15 protein-coding genes are annotated in these 16015 nt (G+C 44.4%); 7 read left to right on the top strand and 8 right to left on the bottom strand.

Translation table 11 applies throughout. The features are described 5' to 3' along the window. Positions 1 to 195 precede the first annotated feature (195 nt). From MH215_RS08995 to MH215_RS08980, 4 genes are all read left to right on the top strand, one after another. Positions 196 to 1005 carry a DUF92 domain-containing protein gene (locus MH215_RS08995; protein WP_056700219.1) on the top strand — a complete coding sequence of 270 codons (810 nt, stop codon included), beginning with the start codon at positions 196 to 198 and terminating at the stop codon, positions 1003 to 1005. Between the two features lie 13 nt (positions 1006 to 1018). Continuing rightward, complete coding sequence (locus MH215_RS08990; protein WP_056700222.1) at positions 1019 to 1597, top strand: TetR/AcrR family transcriptional regulator; 579 nt, start codon at positions 1019 to 1021, stop codon at positions 1595 to 1597. A gap of 54 nt (positions 1598 to 1651) precedes the next feature. Next, the gene (locus tag MH215_RS08985; RefSeq protein WP_239289730.1) at positions 1652 to 3598 is read left to right on the top strand and encodes an ABC-F family ATP-binding cassette domain-containing protein; all 1947 of its coding nucleotides are present in this window, start codon (positions 1652 to 1654) and stop codon (positions 3596 to 3598) included. Between the two features lie 250 nt (positions 3599 to 3848). Then, positions 3849 to 4790, top strand: coding sequence for a hypothetical protein (locus MH215_RS08980; RefSeq protein ID WP_239289729.1), 942 nt, complete (start codon positions 3849 to 3851; stop codon positions 4788 to 4790). Positions 4791 to 4967: 177 nt separating this feature from the next. On the opposite strand, the gene MH215_RS08975 is transcribed toward MH215_RS08980, so the two are convergent. The 5 genes from MH215_RS08975 to MH215_RS08955 form a co-directional block, all read right to left on the bottom strand. Next, positions 4968 to 6008, bottom strand: a complete 1041-nt coding sequence (locus MH215_RS08975; RefSeq protein ID WP_239289728.1) for a M42 family metallopeptidase — start codon at positions 6006 to 6008, stop codon at positions 4968 to 4970. A 117-nt stretch (positions 6009 to 6125) separates the two neighbouring features. Continuing rightward, positions 6126 to 6506, bottom strand: a complete 381-nt coding sequence (locus MH215_RS08970) for a LapA family protein (RefSeq protein WP_145046022.1) — start codon at positions 6504 to 6506, stop codon at positions 6126 to 6128. Between the two features lie 135 nt (positions 6507 to 6641). Then, positions 6642 to 8432 carry an oligoendopeptidase F gene (pepF, locus tag MH215_RS08965; protein WP_239289727.1) on the bottom strand — a complete coding sequence of 597 codons (1791 nt, stop codon included), beginning with the start codon at positions 8430 to 8432 and terminating at the stop codon, positions 6642 to 6644. Positions 8433 to 8631: 199 nt separating this feature from the next. Then, positions 8632 to 8817 carry a hypothetical protein gene (locus MH215_RS08960; protein ID WP_056700245.1) on the bottom strand — a complete coding sequence of 62 codons (186 nt, stop codon included), beginning with the start codon at positions 8815 to 8817 and terminating at the stop codon, positions 8632 to 8634. Positions 8818 to 8821: 4 nt separating this feature from the next. Next, positions 8822 to 9055 (bottom strand): hypothetical protein, encoded by a 234-nt coding sequence (locus MH215_RS08955; protein ID WP_056700248.1) that lies wholly within the window; start codon positions 9053 to 9055, stop codon positions 8822 to 8824. 163 nt (positions 9056 to 9218) lie between these two features. Here MH215_RS08955 and MH215_RS08950 point away from each other — a divergent pair, with 163 nt between their 5' ends. Then, positions 9219 to 9416 (top strand): cold shock domain-containing protein, encoded by a 198-nt coding sequence (locus tag MH215_RS08950; RefSeq protein WP_056700251.1) that lies wholly within the window; start codon positions 9219 to 9221, stop codon positions 9414 to 9416. Positions 9417 to 9586: 170 nt separating this feature from the next. Here MH215_RS08950 and MH215_RS08945 read toward each other — a convergent pair whose 3' ends face one another. Both MH215_RS08945 and MH215_RS08940 read right to left on the bottom strand, forming a co-directional pair. Continuing rightward, entirely contained in the window at positions 9587 to 10759 is a 1173-nt protein-coding gene (locus MH215_RS08945) for an MFS transporter (protein ID WP_239289726.1), read from the bottom strand. A 36-nt stretch (positions 10760 to 10795) separates the two neighbouring features. Continuing rightward, a complete protein-coding gene (locus MH215_RS08940; RefSeq protein WP_239289725.1) occupies positions 10796 to 12136 on the bottom strand; it encodes a polysaccharide biosynthesis protein in 1341 nt (446 codons plus the stop codon). 178 nt (positions 12137 to 12314) lie between these two features. On the opposite strand from MH215_RS08940, the gene MH215_RS08935 reads away from it, so the two are divergent. Both MH215_RS08935 and pfkA read left to right on the top strand, forming a co-directional pair. Further along, positions 12315 to 13394 (top strand): tetraprenyl-beta-curcumene synthase family protein, encoded by a 1080-nt coding sequence (locus tag MH215_RS08935; RefSeq protein WP_200956179.1) that lies wholly within the window; start codon positions 12315 to 12317, stop codon positions 13392 to 13394. Between the two features lie 54 nt (positions 13395 to 13448). Beyond that, the gene (gene pfkA, locus MH215_RS08930; RefSeq protein WP_056700260.1) at positions 13449 to 14420 is read left to right on the top strand and encodes a 6-phosphofructokinase; all 972 of its coding nucleotides are present in this window, start codon (positions 13449 to 13451) and stop codon (positions 14418 to 14420) included. Between the two features lie 64 nt (positions 14421 to 14484). On the opposite strand, the gene MH215_RS08925 is transcribed toward pfkA, so the two are convergent. After that, on the bottom strand, positions 14485 to 15834 hold the full coding sequence (locus MH215_RS08925; RefSeq protein ID WP_239289724.1) for an MATE family efflux transporter: 1350 nt from the start codon (positions 15832 to 15834) through the stop codon (positions 14485 to 14487). Positions 15835 to 16015: the final 181 nt, after the last annotated feature.

Here is a 16015-nt window from a genome sequence, read left to right as displayed (position 1 = left end):
AATTGAAGAACCTGAAGTCAAACTTAAATAGAGATAAAACACATGTGGTAATAAATTCCATCTTTTGGGCGGAGTTTATCTTGTGATTAGCTAGTGAGTTCGTATTTCGGCATTAGGATCAAACCGTGGTATAATTAGATTTCAAAAATAAAAAGAACATGTGGGCGATGTGAGCTACCATGTGCAGGAGAATGTATGAACTGGATCATTGGCGCGGTGTGCGCTTTAATCGTAGCTGGAGCAGCCTACCGGAAAAAATCACTTACTCGATCTGGCAGCCTAGCGGCTGTGCTGATGGGTACGATTTATTATGGGGCAGGTAACCTGTTCTGGTTTGGGACGCTGCTATTATTTTTCATCACCTCAACGCTACTCTCCAAATATCATAAGGATCGCAAGCAGGAGCTGGAAAAGTCGTATGCCAAAACAGGAAACCGGGACGCTGGTCAAGTGCTGGCTAACGGTGGCATAGGCATGGTGCTGTGTCTAGGAAACTGGATTGCTCCACATCCATTCTGGATGTATGCATTTATCGGTGTAATGGCTACCGTTACATCGGATACATGGGCGACGGAGTGGGGAAGCCTGAGTCGTAGACCACCACGCTCAGTAGTGACATGGAAGGTGCTTACACCTGGTACTTCGGGAGGGGTATCCTGGCTAGGAACTATGGCTGCTGCTGTGGGTGGAGCATTAATCGGATTAGGTGCGTTTTTCTTTTCCTGGATTGCGGGACTGGAAGGGCTAGGCTTATTCGGTTGGATGATGGTTGGACTAGTCGGCGGGCTTGGAGGCGCATTTGCAGATTCTTATCTAGGTGCGACGCTCCAGCACATGTATCGTTGTACAGTGTGCGGACGCGAGGTCGAGGTTGCTGAACATTGCGGCCATGCAACAGTGCATTCGCGTGGATGGTCATGGATGAGTAATGATCTGGTAAACGTACTAAGCTCGGTCATTGGCGGATGTTTGGCTATTGTATTGGGGATTATTTTGGCGTTGTAGGGAGGGAGTACTGTTGAGTACTGTTCAAGGAGACAAATCAGAGGCTATTCTGGATGCGGCTTATGGTATCTTTGGTTCAAAAGGATTTTATGAGACCAAGATGTCTGATATTGCAGACGAGGCAGGCATTGCAAAGGGCACGATTTATTTATACTTTAAAAGTAAGGAACAATTGTTTATTGCCGTATCGAAGCGGGATTGTAATAGCTTTATTAGCCGGCTTGATTATGCTTTGAAATCCAATGAAAATACGGGTGACAAGCTTGGTGCTATCGCGAAAACGCATTTAACTTATTATTATGAGCGGCGTAATCATACTAAACTATTTTTTATGGCACCTAATAATGACCCTGATCTGATGAAGTTTATGAAAGGGTTCATGAATGAATATATGAGTATGGTATGTGAGGTGCTGAAAAGCGCCAATGTGCCTGAGCCTGTGCTGTTAGCTGAGGCTTATATTGGAATTCTAGATCGGCTGAAAATGGACATTATGCTTAATCCGGAGTTTAACGAGGACGATCTGAACAAACGCATTTCCTTTGCAGCTGCACTGTTCTTGGATGGCTGCCGTTCGTTCATTCAAGTGTAGAACGCTGTAACAACTTATATCGAATATCAATTTACAGAGAAGTAGGTACAAACAATGAACATAATGACTGTAGAGCAAATTTCAAAAAGCTATGGCGAAAAAATATTGTTCAAGGATGCCTCATTTGGTATGGGGGATCAAGATAAAATTGGGGTCGTAGGTGTGAATGGAACAGGAAAGTCAACGTTCCTACGTGTAATATCAGGCATTGAGCCTGCAGATGGTGGACAGATTGCCATCGGGAACGATGTACGCATTCAATTTCTCGCGCAAAATCCTCAATTCAATCCAGACAATACCGTACTGCAACAAGTGTTTGAAGGCGACAGCCCTGAGATGAAGACAGTGCGTGAATATACCGAAACGATGGAATTATTGGAACTTAATTCTTCTGACCCAGCCTTGCAAGAGCGTCTGATGCGTTTGAATCAACAGATGGAACAGCTCCAGACCTGGCAGATGGAAAGCGAAGCCAAAAGCATTCTATCTAAGCTGGGTATACGACAGTTTGATGCACGTATGGGCACATTGTCTGGAGGACAGCGTAAAAGGGTAGCTCTAGCTTCTGCGTTAATTCATCCGTGTGAACTGCTTATTCTGGATGAGCCGACCAACCATATTGATAATGACTCTGTTGTGTGGCTGGAGCAATATTTGCAAAAACGTCGTGGAGCTCTCTTGATGATTACGCATGATCGGTATTTCCTCGATCGTGTTGCTAATGTCATGCTTGAGCTAGACCATGGACGATTATTCCGGTACGAGGCTAACTATACCCGTTTCCTAGAATTAAAAGCAGAGCGAGAAGAACGTGAGTCTGCATCAGAGCAGAAGCGGCAAAATCTGCTGCGTACAGAGCTTGCTTGGATTAGACGCGGTGCTAAAGCTCGTACGACCAAACAAAAAGCGAGAATTGATCGCTATGAGCAATTGAAGGATCAACAAGGGCTGAACCGTTCCGGCTCAATGGACGTTTCTGTTGGCTCAACCCGGTTAGGGAAGAAGATACTGGAGATTGAGCATTTATCCAAATCTGCAGGTGGACGTAAACTGATTGAAGATCTAAGTTACATCGCTGTACCAGGAGATCGAGTAGGGGTCGTTGGTCCGAATGGTAGCGGTAAATCGACGCTGTTACAGATGATTTCTGGCAAGCTAGAACCGGACGCTGGTGAGGTTTCTGTGGGGCCAACTGTTAACCTCGGTTACTTCACACAGGAACATCAGGAGATGGATGAATCGCTGCGAGTTATTGAGTACATCAAGGAAGTTGCCGAGAACGTGAAAACGGCAGATGGTTCGCTAATTACCGCATCGCAGATGTTAGAACGTTTTCTCTTCACGCCTACAGCGCAATGGACACCAATCTCTCGGTTGTCGGGTGGGGAGAAGCGTAGACTATATTTACTTCGTGTATTAATGGCTGCACCTAACGTTTTACTGCTTGATGAGCCGACGAATGATCTGGATATCCAGACCTTGGCTGTGCTAGAGGATTATCTGGATGACTTCCCTGGCGTTGTCTTCGTGGTATCCCATGATCGGTACTTCTTGGATCGTACGGTAGATAAGGTTCTTTCCTTTGAAGGTGAAGGTGCTGTAAGGGTTCATGTGGGCGATTATAGTGAGTATGCGGAATGGATGTTAAAGAATGCGACATCTAATACGGTTACGTCCTCTCAGACAAACGGTGCGGCGGCAAGTACCGATTCCAAATCATCAACGGATGAACGTAAGTCGGCTACTTCTACAGCGAAGCCTAAGCTGAAATTCAGCTTCAAGGAACAACGTGAGTATGATCTAATTGATGAGAATATTGAGAAGGCTGAAGCTAATCTGGCACGAATCAATACCGATATGGAGGCAGCCTTCAGTGACTCCGCCCGTCTGCAGGAGTTAATGGCAGAACAGGCAGAGGCTGAGCGTCATTTAGAAGAACTGATGGAACGTTGGACGTACTTGAATGAACTTGCAGAGCAAATTGAGAAAAGCAAATCATAAGATTGTTTTATGATTAGCATGGCAAGATACAATGCCAAGATGTAAGTTAAGATTGATTTAACCTATTAGTTTTAACTAGGACTCTTTTCAAACGCGACATTATGTTGCTGATGAAAAGGGTTTTTTTATATAACAAAAGTTTACGCGTATGTTTGATTTCTTTAAAAGTATTAACGACTATATATGAAACGTTTCTCCTTTTATTACGTTGTATTAAGTAAAGAATTCCATAGGAGGGAGCTGGTACCACATGGGTTATACAGAAATAAATGAACAATTGGCGATTCTGAAGGAAAAGGGGAGAATTTACGAGAAGTGGAAGAGTAGGCTGGCGAAACTAAATGAGGAAGAGAACGAATGGAAAGCGAAAGTAGAGCGACGTTTGGAGCATCTGGAAAAGGAACAAAGCGATGTAGATCGTCTAAATCGCATGACATTGTCGGCATTTTTCTATAATTTAATGGGTAAGAAACAGGAACAGTTAGAGAAGGAAGAGTTGGAGCTTATGGAAAGCAAAGCTGAGTATGACACAGCATGCCGTATGTTACAGGATATACAAGAACAGCGTTTGCAGGTACAACGTGAGCTGGATGGACAGCGGGAACTTCAGTTTTGGGAAAGTGATTACAAGCAGCTATGGGGCAAGAAGGAACACCGTTTGCTAGCGAGAGATCACGAACTGCAACAGATGGTAGAGGATCGTGAGCATGTCATTGGGGAATTGAAGGAGCTACAAGAGGCGGAACGAGAAGGTAAACGTCTAATGCTCGCTTTGGATCGTGCAGCAGAGGCTCTAAAGTCAGCTGGGAACTGGGGAGTGTACGATATGATGGGTGGCGGGATGATATCCACTCATATCAAGCGTAGCCGGATGGATGATGCACAATCTGCCATAAATGAAGCTGGACGACATCTGAAACGTTTCCAGAAGGAGCTGGATGATGTCAAAATGGCAGTCAAAGCCGATTTAGAACTCGGAGGTTTGTTATCGTTCGCTGATTATTTTTTCGATAATCTCTTCGTAGATTGGATGGTTCAGGACAAAATTCGTAAAGCTGAGTCTCAGGTGCAGGAGGGACAAAGTACGATTCGCCGTACGATGCATGTGCTCAAAAATGAAATACGTGCCCATCAGGCAACCAAGGAGAGCTTGGAGCGTCGTTATCATCAACATATTGAGCTTGCTGATTAGGCTTAATATCTATAAAAATATTTAAATAGGGTACGTCTGCATCCATTATGTTATGGTGCAAGACGTACCCTGTTTACGTTAAATACCGGTTACTGAGTATTCAACTTGATAAGACTGATAGTAGACGGAAAGTGCTTCTTTTTACATTATGAAATTGCCCATTGTATGACGATCAGCTTATTTGGTTGTTATATATGCTGTAAGCAGTCGCGCGGTATTTAGCACGGCATCTTTGTGTGTGCGCTCCATGGAATGAGAGGCGTGTACCCCTGGGCCAATGAGTGCAGCTCGAATGTTGTTACCAGCACGTAAGGCGGCAGAGCCGTCTGATCCATACTGCGGATAAATGTCGATGGCATAATCCATTTTGCTTTCTTTGGCCAGCTCAATTAAGCGGCTTGTCATCTCATAGTCGTATGGACCCGAAGAATCCTTGGCACAGATCGATACATCGGTTTCTTTACAACTGAGATCATCACCCATAGCTCCCATATCTACAGCGATCATCTCACTGATCTCAGCAGGAATATAGGATGCCCCGTGCCCAACTTCTTCGTAGTTGGAGATTAACAAGGACACGTTATGTAGAGGTTTCCAGCCCTCGCGGTGAGCAGACTCCAGTATGCCAAACAAGGCAGCTACGCTGGCTTTATCATCAAGATGTCTTGATTTGATATAACCACTTGGTGTAATCACAGCTCTGGCATCGAAGGAAATGAAGTCACCGACACAAATGCCGAGTCCCAATACATCCTCTTTGGAATTAACGACCTCATCAATACGGACTTCCATATGATTTTCTTTTCGCTCGAAGGTACGTGCATCCGGATAGACGTGTACGGAGGGGTGGAGAGAGAGAATGGTACCTGTGTAGCTTCTACCATCCCGAGTATGAATTGTACAGTATTCATTTTCAATACTCTGCATGGAGAAACCGCCAACCGACGTTAGCTTCAAGGTGCCATATGAAGTAATTGAGCGAACCATCGCGCCTAGTGTGTCAACGTGTGCGCTAAGTCCAATCGTTTTGGATGAATCTTGCCCAGCCAGTGTAAGAATTGAGCCGCCTTTATTGTTTAGTTCAAAAGGAATGGATAATTTCTCGGCTTCCTCACGAATCATCTCGATGATATGGTGAGTATATCCACTTGGACTCGGTGTATCAAGCAATTTTTTTAGCAGAGTTAAGACATAAGATTCATTAATGGTAAATGTCATGGTATAACTTCCCCCTTCAAAATCATGGTTGTGGAACGAACGCGGTAACAAATACAGCCTGTCTGGCAGGAATGTTGAAACTCACCCATTCCTTAGGCCAGCAGGCTGTCTGCTTTTTTACAACGTACCTGTCGGATTTCCTTTACGCTGGCTTTCGATAGATTCATTGGCAATAGAACCTTCCGGTTCAGTTGTTCCGATTGTATCCATCGAAGCGTAGGAATCGAATGTGTCAGTGCTTGATTTGGCATTCTCTAATTCAGATACGCGTAACTTCAACTGTTTGTTTTCACGCTGCAGTCGATATTGGCGATAGATGCCGTATGACCCAACAATAATTCCACCGATCAGCGTACAGCCGAGAATCAGAAGAATTAGCGGGATTTGGAACGTGTTAAAGAGCAGGTTAACCTCCACCGAATTCACATTAATTACAGCAAATATTCCGGTAAAAAGTGCAAAAACAAGACCTGCAATAAGCGCCCATTGCATTTTCATGGTGTTGCCTCCTTGTTGAACAATTCAGGACTAAGATACATTACCCCATTAGCCTGAGGTTGCATCCTGCAATGATTATAAAATCCCCTGCCCGAATGGGCAAGGGATGCAGGTCGTAGGGATGGAATAACAACCTTATTTAGTTAATTCCTCCATCTGCTCGATCAGTTCTTTGAACACGCTCATAGCTTCACGGATCGGCTGCGGCGAGGACATATCCACGCCAGCTTTTTTCAAAATGTTGATGGAGTAATCGCTACCGCCACTTTTCAGGAAACCAAGATAGCGATCTACAGCAGGTTGACCCTCTTCCAGAATTTGCTTCGAGAAGCTTGTTGCGGCTGAGAAGCCTGTAGCGTATTTGTACACATAGAAGCTGTTATAGAAGTGGGGAATACGTGCCCATTCCATTTCGATTTCTTTGTCCACCGCCATGTCTTTACCGTGGTATTGTACGTTCAGATCATAATAAATCTCGGATAGCAGCTGTGGAGTAAGTGCGTCACCTTGCTCCGCGCGTTCATGAATGATCTTCTCGAATTCGGCAAACATCGTTTGACGGAATACAGTGGTGCGGAATTGATCTGCATAATAAGTTAATAGATACAACTTCTCTTTTGGATCGGTTGATTTATTTAATAGATAATCCATCAATAATGCTTCGTTCGTGGTGGATGCAACTTCAGCAAGGAAGATGGTGTATTGCGCATCACGATATGGAAGAGTTGTATCTGAATAATGAGAATGCAGCGCATGACCCATTTCATGAGCAAGTGTAAACATGCTGTTCAGATTATCCTTGTGATTGAGCAGGACATAAGGATGGGTGCCGTAAGCTCCCCATGCATAAGCGCCTGAGCGTTTGTTTTCATTCTCATATACATCGATCCATCGATTTTCATAACCTGCCTGAAGTGTATCAGCATAATCCTGACCCAGCGGTTTCAGGCCGTCTTTGACGATTTGTTTTGCTTCATCATAAGTAATATCCATCTTGTACTCATCTACGAGTGGAGCAAAAAGATCGTACATATGCAGTTGATCCACATTAAGCAGTTTCTTGCGCAGATCCATGTAACGGTGCAGCAAAGGAAGGCTTTCGTGAATAGTATCCACGAGGTTGGTGTATACGTCCTTCGGAATGTTGTCACCGTAGAGGGACATTTCCAGTACAGAAGGGTACTTACGTACGTCTGCATAGAACATATTTTTCGTTACATTGGCATTTAGGGCAGCAGCAATTGTATTTTTTTGTTTACCATAGGTTTCATAAACTGCCTTAAAAGCACGTTCGCGAACTTCACGGTTCGGATTCTCCAGGAATTGAATATAACTGCCGTGTGTCAGTTCCACTTCGTTTCCATGTTCATCCTTGATTTTTGGGAACTTGAGATCCGCATTGTTCAACATGCTAAAAATCGTTTGCGGAGCTTGAGAGAGGTTGCCTACTTGGGCGAGCAAAGCTTCCTCCGTTTTGCTCAGGACATGCGCTTTTTCCCGTTTCATTTCTTCTAAAGTGAACTTGTAGGCTCTAAGCTGCTCATCAGCAATTAATGCATCCAGTTGATTGTCTGGAAGTGCCAAAATCTCAGGTGTTACAAACGAAAGTGCTTCCCCAACTTGAACACTCAGCTTTTGCGCTTTTTGGGAAAGATTTTGATATGTAGGATTAGCTGTGTCTTCATCTTGGTGCATGCGTGCGTAAACAAAAAGGCGCTCGATCTTGAGAGATATGTCATCTTCCAGTTCGAAACATGCTTTTAATGCTTCGGGTTTATCTAGTTTGCCTTGAAATTCGGAGGCTTTCTTCGTCAAAGAAGAGACTTCTTCATACTCCTGATCCCAAGCTTTCTGATCGGCAAACAAATCTTCCAGTTTCCAAGTGTGTTCAGTTGGTACCTCGGAACGTTTCAATAATTGACTCATGGGAATCCTCCTTAATGGTAATGATGAATCTATGGATGAAGCAGTCTTCGCCTCGACCGCTGAAAGGGGCAGAGACGAAGGAATTAAGCTAAAAACCAGTAAAATAGCCAGTGATCTGCGATATTTCAACGTATTTCCTCCTCAGCCATACCAATATTTCATATAGTATGACCTGGCGTACGTTGAATTATTTGAGAAGCTAAGCACCCATATTGTAGAGGAAATATACAATCAGGAAAAAAGCAAAGCAAATCATAAGAGTGGCGATAAGAGCCATGCCTCGTCTCAGGCGATCCGGGATGGAATTACGTCCCAAAATCAGCACAATCCCTAGGGAAAAGGCAAGAATAATAAATATGACGACATTACTTGAATCGAGCTGCATCAATTTAGACCTCTTTGAAAGCAGCCATCAGCTGGCGCCATTCATCCTCGCGGTTCTCGAAATCAGCTTTTGGGAAACGACGCTCAGCCCAATGCATTAAGGCTGGACGGCTTAAGAACGTATGACATTCCTCGCCCCATTCTTCCGAGATTTCACGAAGCACAAGATACTTGCCTTGTACTTCCACAGTCATCATATTCCATTTGTCTGTTTTGTATATTTCATGTTTTTTTATCATAGGTAGTCTCCAAACTAACGGTTTTGGTAAAATGATACCGTACCCTACGATTCAAAGCAAATTTTTTCGGGATTTATAAAAAAGAAAAATTGCAAAATGGAGGGGCTTACAGTATAATAAGGATATTCGCCATAGATGGCGATATTTTTAGGAGGTTGTTCATTTGAAAGGTACAGTTAAATGGTTTAATGCAGAAAAAGGCTATGGCTTTATTTCAGTTGAAGGCGGCGAGGACGTATTCGTACATTTCTCCGCAATCCAAGGCGACGGCTTTAAAACATTGGAAGAAGGTCAAGCGGTAGAATTCGAAATCACTGATGGAAACCGTGGTCCTCAAGCAGCTAACGTAACTAAATTGTAAGAATCTTTCCGGTCAACGGACTTCTTATAAATGACTTATAGCTGAATATACGAACACAAGCACAGTCCCTATTTAGGAGGCTGTGCTTTTTTTGATGATTATATATCATTATGTGTAGTTTTGACGTATTTAATTCAGTTTGCTGAGAATTTGAATGGATTTCACATTCATCAACCTGTTCGACGAGTAACGCCGAATAATAGTTTAAGGCCGAATCCAAGCAACGCAGCTAGAGAGAAGGCCATCGCGGTCAGGTAAAAGGTTTGTCGACCCGCATGCTGAATCAGGAGTCCGCCCAATGTTCCACTAAGTAAACCGGCTAAGCTAGACCATACGATCGTAAAGAGAGCCATACCTGTCGCGCGGTATTCATCTGGCACAAGGTTGGTAATGTATCGAACTGCGGTAACGTAGAATATACCGAATGTTACACTGTGCATAAATTGAATAGCAACCACTGCTTCAGGTGTATGAGATATCGACATTAGTAATAGACGTAGGGCATACATCAGAGCTGCAAAGGCAATCAAAGGCAACTCCTTATACCGACTGCCATATTTACTCAGTAACATGAAAATTGGAATTTCGCTCACAGAAGAGATCAGTAATGACCAGCCAATTAAACCTTCGCCAGCGCCCAATTCTTTGAGCGTAATGGTGAGAAAGGCTTCATTCATTCGATGACCCATGGCAAGCAAAAAAACACAGGCGAAAAAGCTTAGCACATCTCGGCGTTTTAGAATAGCCCATAACCCCGACAGATCCATCTTAGTGCTGCCACCGGATGGTTGATCCTGTAGTCGTAAGCTAATGAGGAACGTAGTTCCAGCTAGGACTATACATAACCACATCGTCCAACCTACTCCAAACGAGCCAAGGAAGTAGCCGATGGTGAGGGCGAAGAACGCATATCCAATTGAACCAAATACACGTATGGTCGTGAAATTCCTGCCGTATTTATTAGCGGTCGTAATGGCCATCGTGTCTGCAAGCGGATAGATCGGATAATAGAAAAAGTAAAATAAAGAAACAAGTATAAAGACTTCTCCAAACGTTGTCGCATTGGCTAGCAAAATACCAGTAATAAATTGCCCTGCTAGCAAGATGATCATGACTTTGCGTACCGTTTTGTAACGATCACTCGCCATGCTCCAGAACATGTTGGAGAACACGGATACAAGTGGGCCAATCCCGTATAGGTAACCAATTTCTGCGCGCGAGAACCCAAGGTGACTGAAGAATAGTTGGAAGTAAGAAACCACCAGTACGGTTGAACCAAAAATAGTAAACATCAGTGCCCGCAACCAGGTCTGATCTGGGCGGGCGTTGTGACTTAATTTCATGTTGAGAAAACTCCAATCCTAAATAACTTTCCAGCATTAACCTTTCAGTGAAGTCGATTTCCTAGAAGATCGAGCAGACATCGAAGGTTCTTTGGTCGTACGCCGAATGACCAACCACACGATAACCAGTTCCGCAAGTAACCCCAGAGATTGCGCAACGGCTCCAATCATTCCATTCCAGGCTGGGAAGATGCTCACTAGAATAAGAAGAACGATAATCGTGCAGATTGCATTGGCTGTTTGTGAGCGAAACATCGTTTTGGTCTGTCCTCGTAATAAGATGAGCCCATTGCTGTAATCCAGAAAAGGCGAGATCAGAGGAAAGAGTACAAAGGCACGCAACGTCCACAGACTTTGCTCTAATAGAGTTCCCTGAACACTCATGACATTTTCCATCACCCATGGACCCAGCGGTGTATATGCAATCGATACGGTCATGGCAAAAGGGATAAATCCAGTGACGAGTGCAAACTTCTTGACTAATTTCGCGTCAATCTCATAAAAATTCAGTACAATCTGGTGAATGTACGTAAAAAAGCTCAGCATCAGCTGCATCAAACTGCTGGCAATAGCAAAAGAAGAGATTGCTAAGGCGATACCCGTTGTTTTGCCAAGCACGATATTAATGACCGGTCCGATAAATAGTGCGACAAAGCTGGACAGCAATAAAGGTTTATAGAATCGAAACACATCATTTCTCGTTTCGACGGGATGTTCCTCGAGCTTAGCAGGCATATTTCGTTTAATGTTATTTCCTTCGATAAAACTGACCAATGCCTCAATCATCATGCCTGCCGCAAAAATGATGGCACCTACACGTCCGCTATTAATCGTATCAGTATAGATAAAATATAGGGACAGACCGTACATTCCGGCTAAGCGAAATAACATGCCGATGGTCAGCCACTTTGTTCGATTATTCGTTATGATAATACCTTGATAGACGTTACGGATAACAGAGAAAATACTGACGTACATCAGAATTTCATACACATCGATAACATGGGATAACAAATCTGGACTTACGCCAAATAAATATTTGAAAACACCTGTACCAATAGGGGAATAGACAATGGCGAATCCGATCAAAAGAACACAGGCGAGAAAAATTTTGGTTACAAAGGTGAGTGCTTGAAAAGAAAGTCGATCCCGAACGAGTGCAGAACAAGTTTGCCGTAACAAGGTAGAGGGGCGTTCGGTGAGAGTGAGCAGGCTACCGGCAATTGCATAGCTAGCAATGATCGTCTCTGGGTGAGCAGAGCGGGCAAGCGTACTATTGATGATAACGTGAGAGATGGTGACAAGAGAGGCAGATATGCCGAGAGGCACAAAAAAAGCAAATAACCGTCTCCACGAGAGCGGTTCACTTGACGTCATGTGAAGGACTCCTTTGATGATTCAAATAAAGCTAGTATATCATAAACCCTTGACAGTGGAAGCGATTTTTTGCCCTGATTATGCGGTACATCATTTGTACAATTAAGGGGTTCATATTATAATAGGATTGGTTAAAAATCGCTCTAATACGTATCAACCAAGTGGAGGCACATTTATTTTGAGCCAATCAAATCAAAGTCGTCATCAATATCCACGGAATTCATTGGATTTGATGAGAAAGGTGTACAAGTACACGATTCCGGAGACGCGGAAAAAATTAGATGAGTGGCGTGAACAGGCTGAGAAAATTCCGAATGAGGAATTGCGCAACCAAGCTCTCGCTAGCATCAGGGACAAGCAATTCCACTGCGAAGGTGGTACGGTCTATGCTTTGCCCGATATGCCGAAGAGGCATATCTTAATTCCGCTAATTGTTGCTTACCAAACAATCAGTGATTATTTAGACAATTTGTGTGACCGCAGCACATCGATGGATCCGAACGACTTTCGTCTGCTCCATCAATCCATGCTTGATGCGGTAGATCCCGAGGCAACACCAGTCAATTATTATGCTCTTCGTGAGGAGCAGGATGACGGTGGGTACTTACGGAATCTGGTGACTACATGTCAGGAGTTGACTCGTCAGCTGCCTGGGTATGCGTCCGCCAAGCCTCAAATTCAGGATCTGGCAGGCCTATACACGGACCTGCAGGTATATAAGCATATCAAACCGGAACTGAGAGAAACGGCTTTGCTCGAATGGTGGTCGGAGCATCGTCACCGCACGCCTCAGTTTCGTTGGAACGAATTTGCCGCCGCTACTGGCTCTACGCTGGGCGTATTCATGCTGTTTTTGGCTGCGAGCGACGAGCAGCTAACTGAAGAGCAGGCGGCCTCGATCCACACCGCCTATTTTCCGCATGTATGCGCATTACACATTATGCTCGATTATTTAATCGACCAGGATGAGGATCGTGTCGGGGGAGATCTCAACTTCTGTAATTACTATGAGAATGTAGAGACGATGCTGGACCGAATTGCTTTTATTGTGGAGATGGCGCGCAGTGATGTGCAGAACATTCCGGGAAGCTCCTTTCACCGAATGATCATTGAAGGATTACTTGCCATTTACCTGTCTGATCCCAAAGTAAGCGAACAACATGAAGTTCGCGCCATTTCCAAGCGTTTGATGAAGAAGAGTCCAATGACAAGAGTGTTTTTCTTTATCTTTAGTCGCTGGATTCGCAAGCACATGTAAGTCAGGCGATTGGTTGCGGGAGCCTGAAGTGAAACTAGAGGAGGAAGAAACATCATGACAGCAGTAAAAAAAATCGCAGTTTTAACGAGCGGTGGCGATTCACAAGGGATGAACGCGGCCGTTCGTGCGGTGGTTCGCAGCGGACTATTTCACGGTCTTGAGGTATATGGTGTGCAGCGTGGATACCAAGGCCTTCTGAACAACGATATTTTCCCAATGGATCTCCGTAGTGTTGGTGATATCATCCAACGTGGGGGCACAGTTCTACAATCAGCGCGTTGTAAAGAGTTCTACACGGCCGAAGGTCAGGAAAAGGGAGCGGATATTCTTCGTGCTCGTGGCATCGACGGTTTGGTTGTAATCGGTGGAGACGGTTCTTACAATGGTGCGAACAAGTTGAGTAAGCTGGGTATCAACACGATGGGTCTTCCAGGAACCATTGATAACGACATCTCATTCACTGATTACACCATCGGATTCGATACAGCGGTAAGCGTGGTCGTTGATGCAGTGAACAAATTGCGTGATACGATGTCCTCCCATGAGCGTTCTTCCATCGTTGAGGTCATGGGTCGTCATTGCGGCGATATCGCTCTGCACGCAGGACTTGCTTCTGGTGCGGAAACGATTCTCGTTCCTGAAGTACCGTTTGACATGGATGAAGTAGCAGATCGGATGAAAGCTAACTTCGCTCATGGCAAACGTCACAGTATCATCATCGTAGCAGAAGGTGTAGGTAAAGGTGAGGATGTTGCAAAAGAATTAATGGAGCGTTGTCCTACGTATGAACCGCGAGTAACGGTGCTGGGTCACATTCAACGTGGAGGTACACCAACTCCATTCGACCGTAACTTGGCAAGCCGACTAGGTGACTTCGCTGTTCGCAGCCTGATTGCAGGTGAGACGGATAAGGGTTGTGGTATTATCAAAGGTGAGCTTGTCCTCACTGATATTGATAAAGTCGTGAATACGAAAAAAGATTTTGATGTGGAAACGTATGAACTGGCACAACGTTTGTCCCAATAATAAATAAGTAAAACAAAAGAGCACAGCCTTTATCAAGGGCCGTGCTCTTTTTGTGCTTGCACATTTATGATTCAGGGGCAGCTTTTCGCTGAACCAGGAACAATCTCCACAGCAATGCTACTGCACCGACAGCCAGACCTGTAATCAATCCAACCCAGTAACCAAAAGCACCAAGGGACGTATACGTGGTTGTAATATATCCAACCGGCAGCCCGATGATCCAATAGGCTACAAACGTAATGATGAGAGCAGGATTCACATCCTTATACCCTCGAAGCGCTCCCTGCGTCGGCGTAGCGATGGCATCCGAAATCTGAAAGAAGATCGCGTAGATTAAAAAGTGCTGCGTTAGTGCAATAACTTGCTGATCATTCGAATAGAGACCGGCAATTTGTTCGCCGAATACAAGTAATACGACGGCGGTTAACAAAGACAACACAATCGCCCCGCCAATGCCAAGAAGGCTGTATTCTTTCGCATCTTTGACTCGCCCAGCACCTGCTTCAAAGCCTACTAGGATCGTGAGAGCCATACAGATGCTTACAGGTAACATATAGAGCGTAGAAGCGAAATTCAGGGCAGCCTGGTGAGCAGCAATTGTAATCGTATCGAATCGACTCATCAACAACGTAACAGCTGCAAAAATGGAAGTTTCAAAAAATGTAGCGAATCCGATGGGGATTCCAATTTTAAGAAGTTCTTTCCACTTTCCGAATGATATTTTAGACATTTGACGGAAGATGCCGTACTGAGCGAATGGCTCTACCCGATGTACAACGAAAAGACTGATTAGAAATATGAGCCAATAAGTAAAAGCTGTTGCTACCCCTGCGCCTACACCACCTAATTGAGGAAAACCCCATCGTCCGAAAATAAGCAGGTAGTTCAGTAGTATGTTCACAGGTAATGAGATCAACGTAATTAACATACTAATTCGCGTCTGTCCGAGAGCATCCATAAAACTTCGGAGAACGGTATACCCGAATAGGGGAGTAATGCCGAAAGCAAGGGCGCTCAAAAAGTAAAGCGCAACCTGAGCCACTCGCGGCTCCAGCGGCATAGCATTCAAAATGGGTTTTAACAACAAGGCTCCAGCGGCAAGAACGAATAAACTGACTGCAAAACCTAGATATAAAGCCTGTATAACATTGTAGCCGATCTGATCCTTGCGTTTAGCGCCGAGTAAATGGGAAACAACAGGTGTTATTCCGATCAGGATACCACTAAGGCCTGTCTGTACAGGCATCCACAGACTTGTACCAATGGCTACACCTGCTAGGTCAGATGGAGAAAATTTGCCTGACATGTTGGTATCGAAGAAAGACATGGCAGATAAGGCGATCTGTGTGGTGAAAATGGGAAGAAATATGATCAAAAATTGCTTTGCTTTCTGTGAAAAGCTTGTTGTGGTCATGTTCACGTGAGGCGCCTCGCTATTCTCATAAAGTTATCATCATCGTGTCATTACTGGACAGCTACTTATTGTAGATGATTTTATTCCGTTTGAACAGAGAAGAGCAGTGCAGCATGAAAAACCCGCTCCGTCTAATACGGTGCGGGCTGTCGTTACTTAATAATTTGGGATAAGTGCCTTC

The organism is Paenibacillus sp. ACRSA (assembly GCF_022346845.1).
Lineage (GTDB): Bacteria > Bacillota > Bacilli > Paenibacillales > Paenibacillaceae > Paenibacillus.
The sequence above is the reverse complement of the archived record's forward strand: the minus strand, read 5'-3'. Positions and strand labels throughout refer to the sequence as shown.

What these genes read in the sequence shown, in the direction of transcription:
- MH215_RS08995 (WP_056700219.1), top strand. Translation starts at nt 196, where the DNA reads ATGAACTGGATCATTGGCGCGGTGTGCGCTTTAATCGTAGCTGGAGCA.
- MH215_RS08985 (WP_239289730.1), top strand. Translation starts at nt 1,652, where the DNA reads ATGAACATAATGACTGTAGAGCAAATTTCAAAAAGCTATGGCGAAAAA.
- MH215_RS08980 (WP_239289729.1), top strand. Translation starts at nt 3,849, where the DNA reads ATGGGTTATACAGAAATAAATGAACAATTGGCGATTCTGAAGGAAAAG.
- MH215_RS08975 (WP_239289728.1), bottom strand. Translation starts at nt 6,008, where the DNA reads ATGACATTTACCATTAATGAATCTTATGTCTTAACTCTGCTAAAAAAA.
- MH215_RS08970 (WP_145046022.1), bottom strand. Translation starts at nt 6,506, where the DNA reads ATGAAAATGCAATGGGCGCTTATTGCAGGTCTTGTTTTTGCACTTTTT.
- pepF (WP_239289727.1), bottom strand. Translation starts at nt 8,432, where the DNA reads ATGAGTCAATTATTGAAACGTTCCGAGGTACCAACTGAACACACTTGG.
- MH215_RS08960 (WP_056700245.1), bottom strand. Translation starts at nt 8,817, where the DNA reads ATGCAGCTCGATTCAAGTAATGTCGTCATATTTATTATTCTTGCCTTT.
- MH215_RS08955 (WP_056700248.1), bottom strand. Translation starts at nt 9,055, where the DNA reads ATGATAAAAAAACATGAAATATACAAAACAGACAAATGGAATATGATG.
- MH215_RS08945 (WP_239289726.1), bottom strand. Translation starts at nt 10,759, where the DNA reads ATGAAATTAAGTCACAACGCCCGCCCAGATCAGACCTGGTTGCGGGCA.
- MH215_RS08940 (WP_239289725.1), bottom strand. Translation starts at nt 12,136, where the DNA reads ATGACGTCAAGTGAACCGCTCTCGTGGAGACGGTTATTTGCTTTTTTT.
- pfkA (WP_056700260.1), top strand. Translation starts at nt 13,449, where the DNA reads ATGACAGCAGTAAAAAAAATCGCAGTTTTAACGAGCGGTGGCGATTCA.
- MH215_RS08925 (WP_239289724.1), bottom strand. Translation starts at nt 15,834, where the DNA reads ATGACCACAACAAGCTTTTCACAGAAAGCAAAGCAATTTTTGATCATA.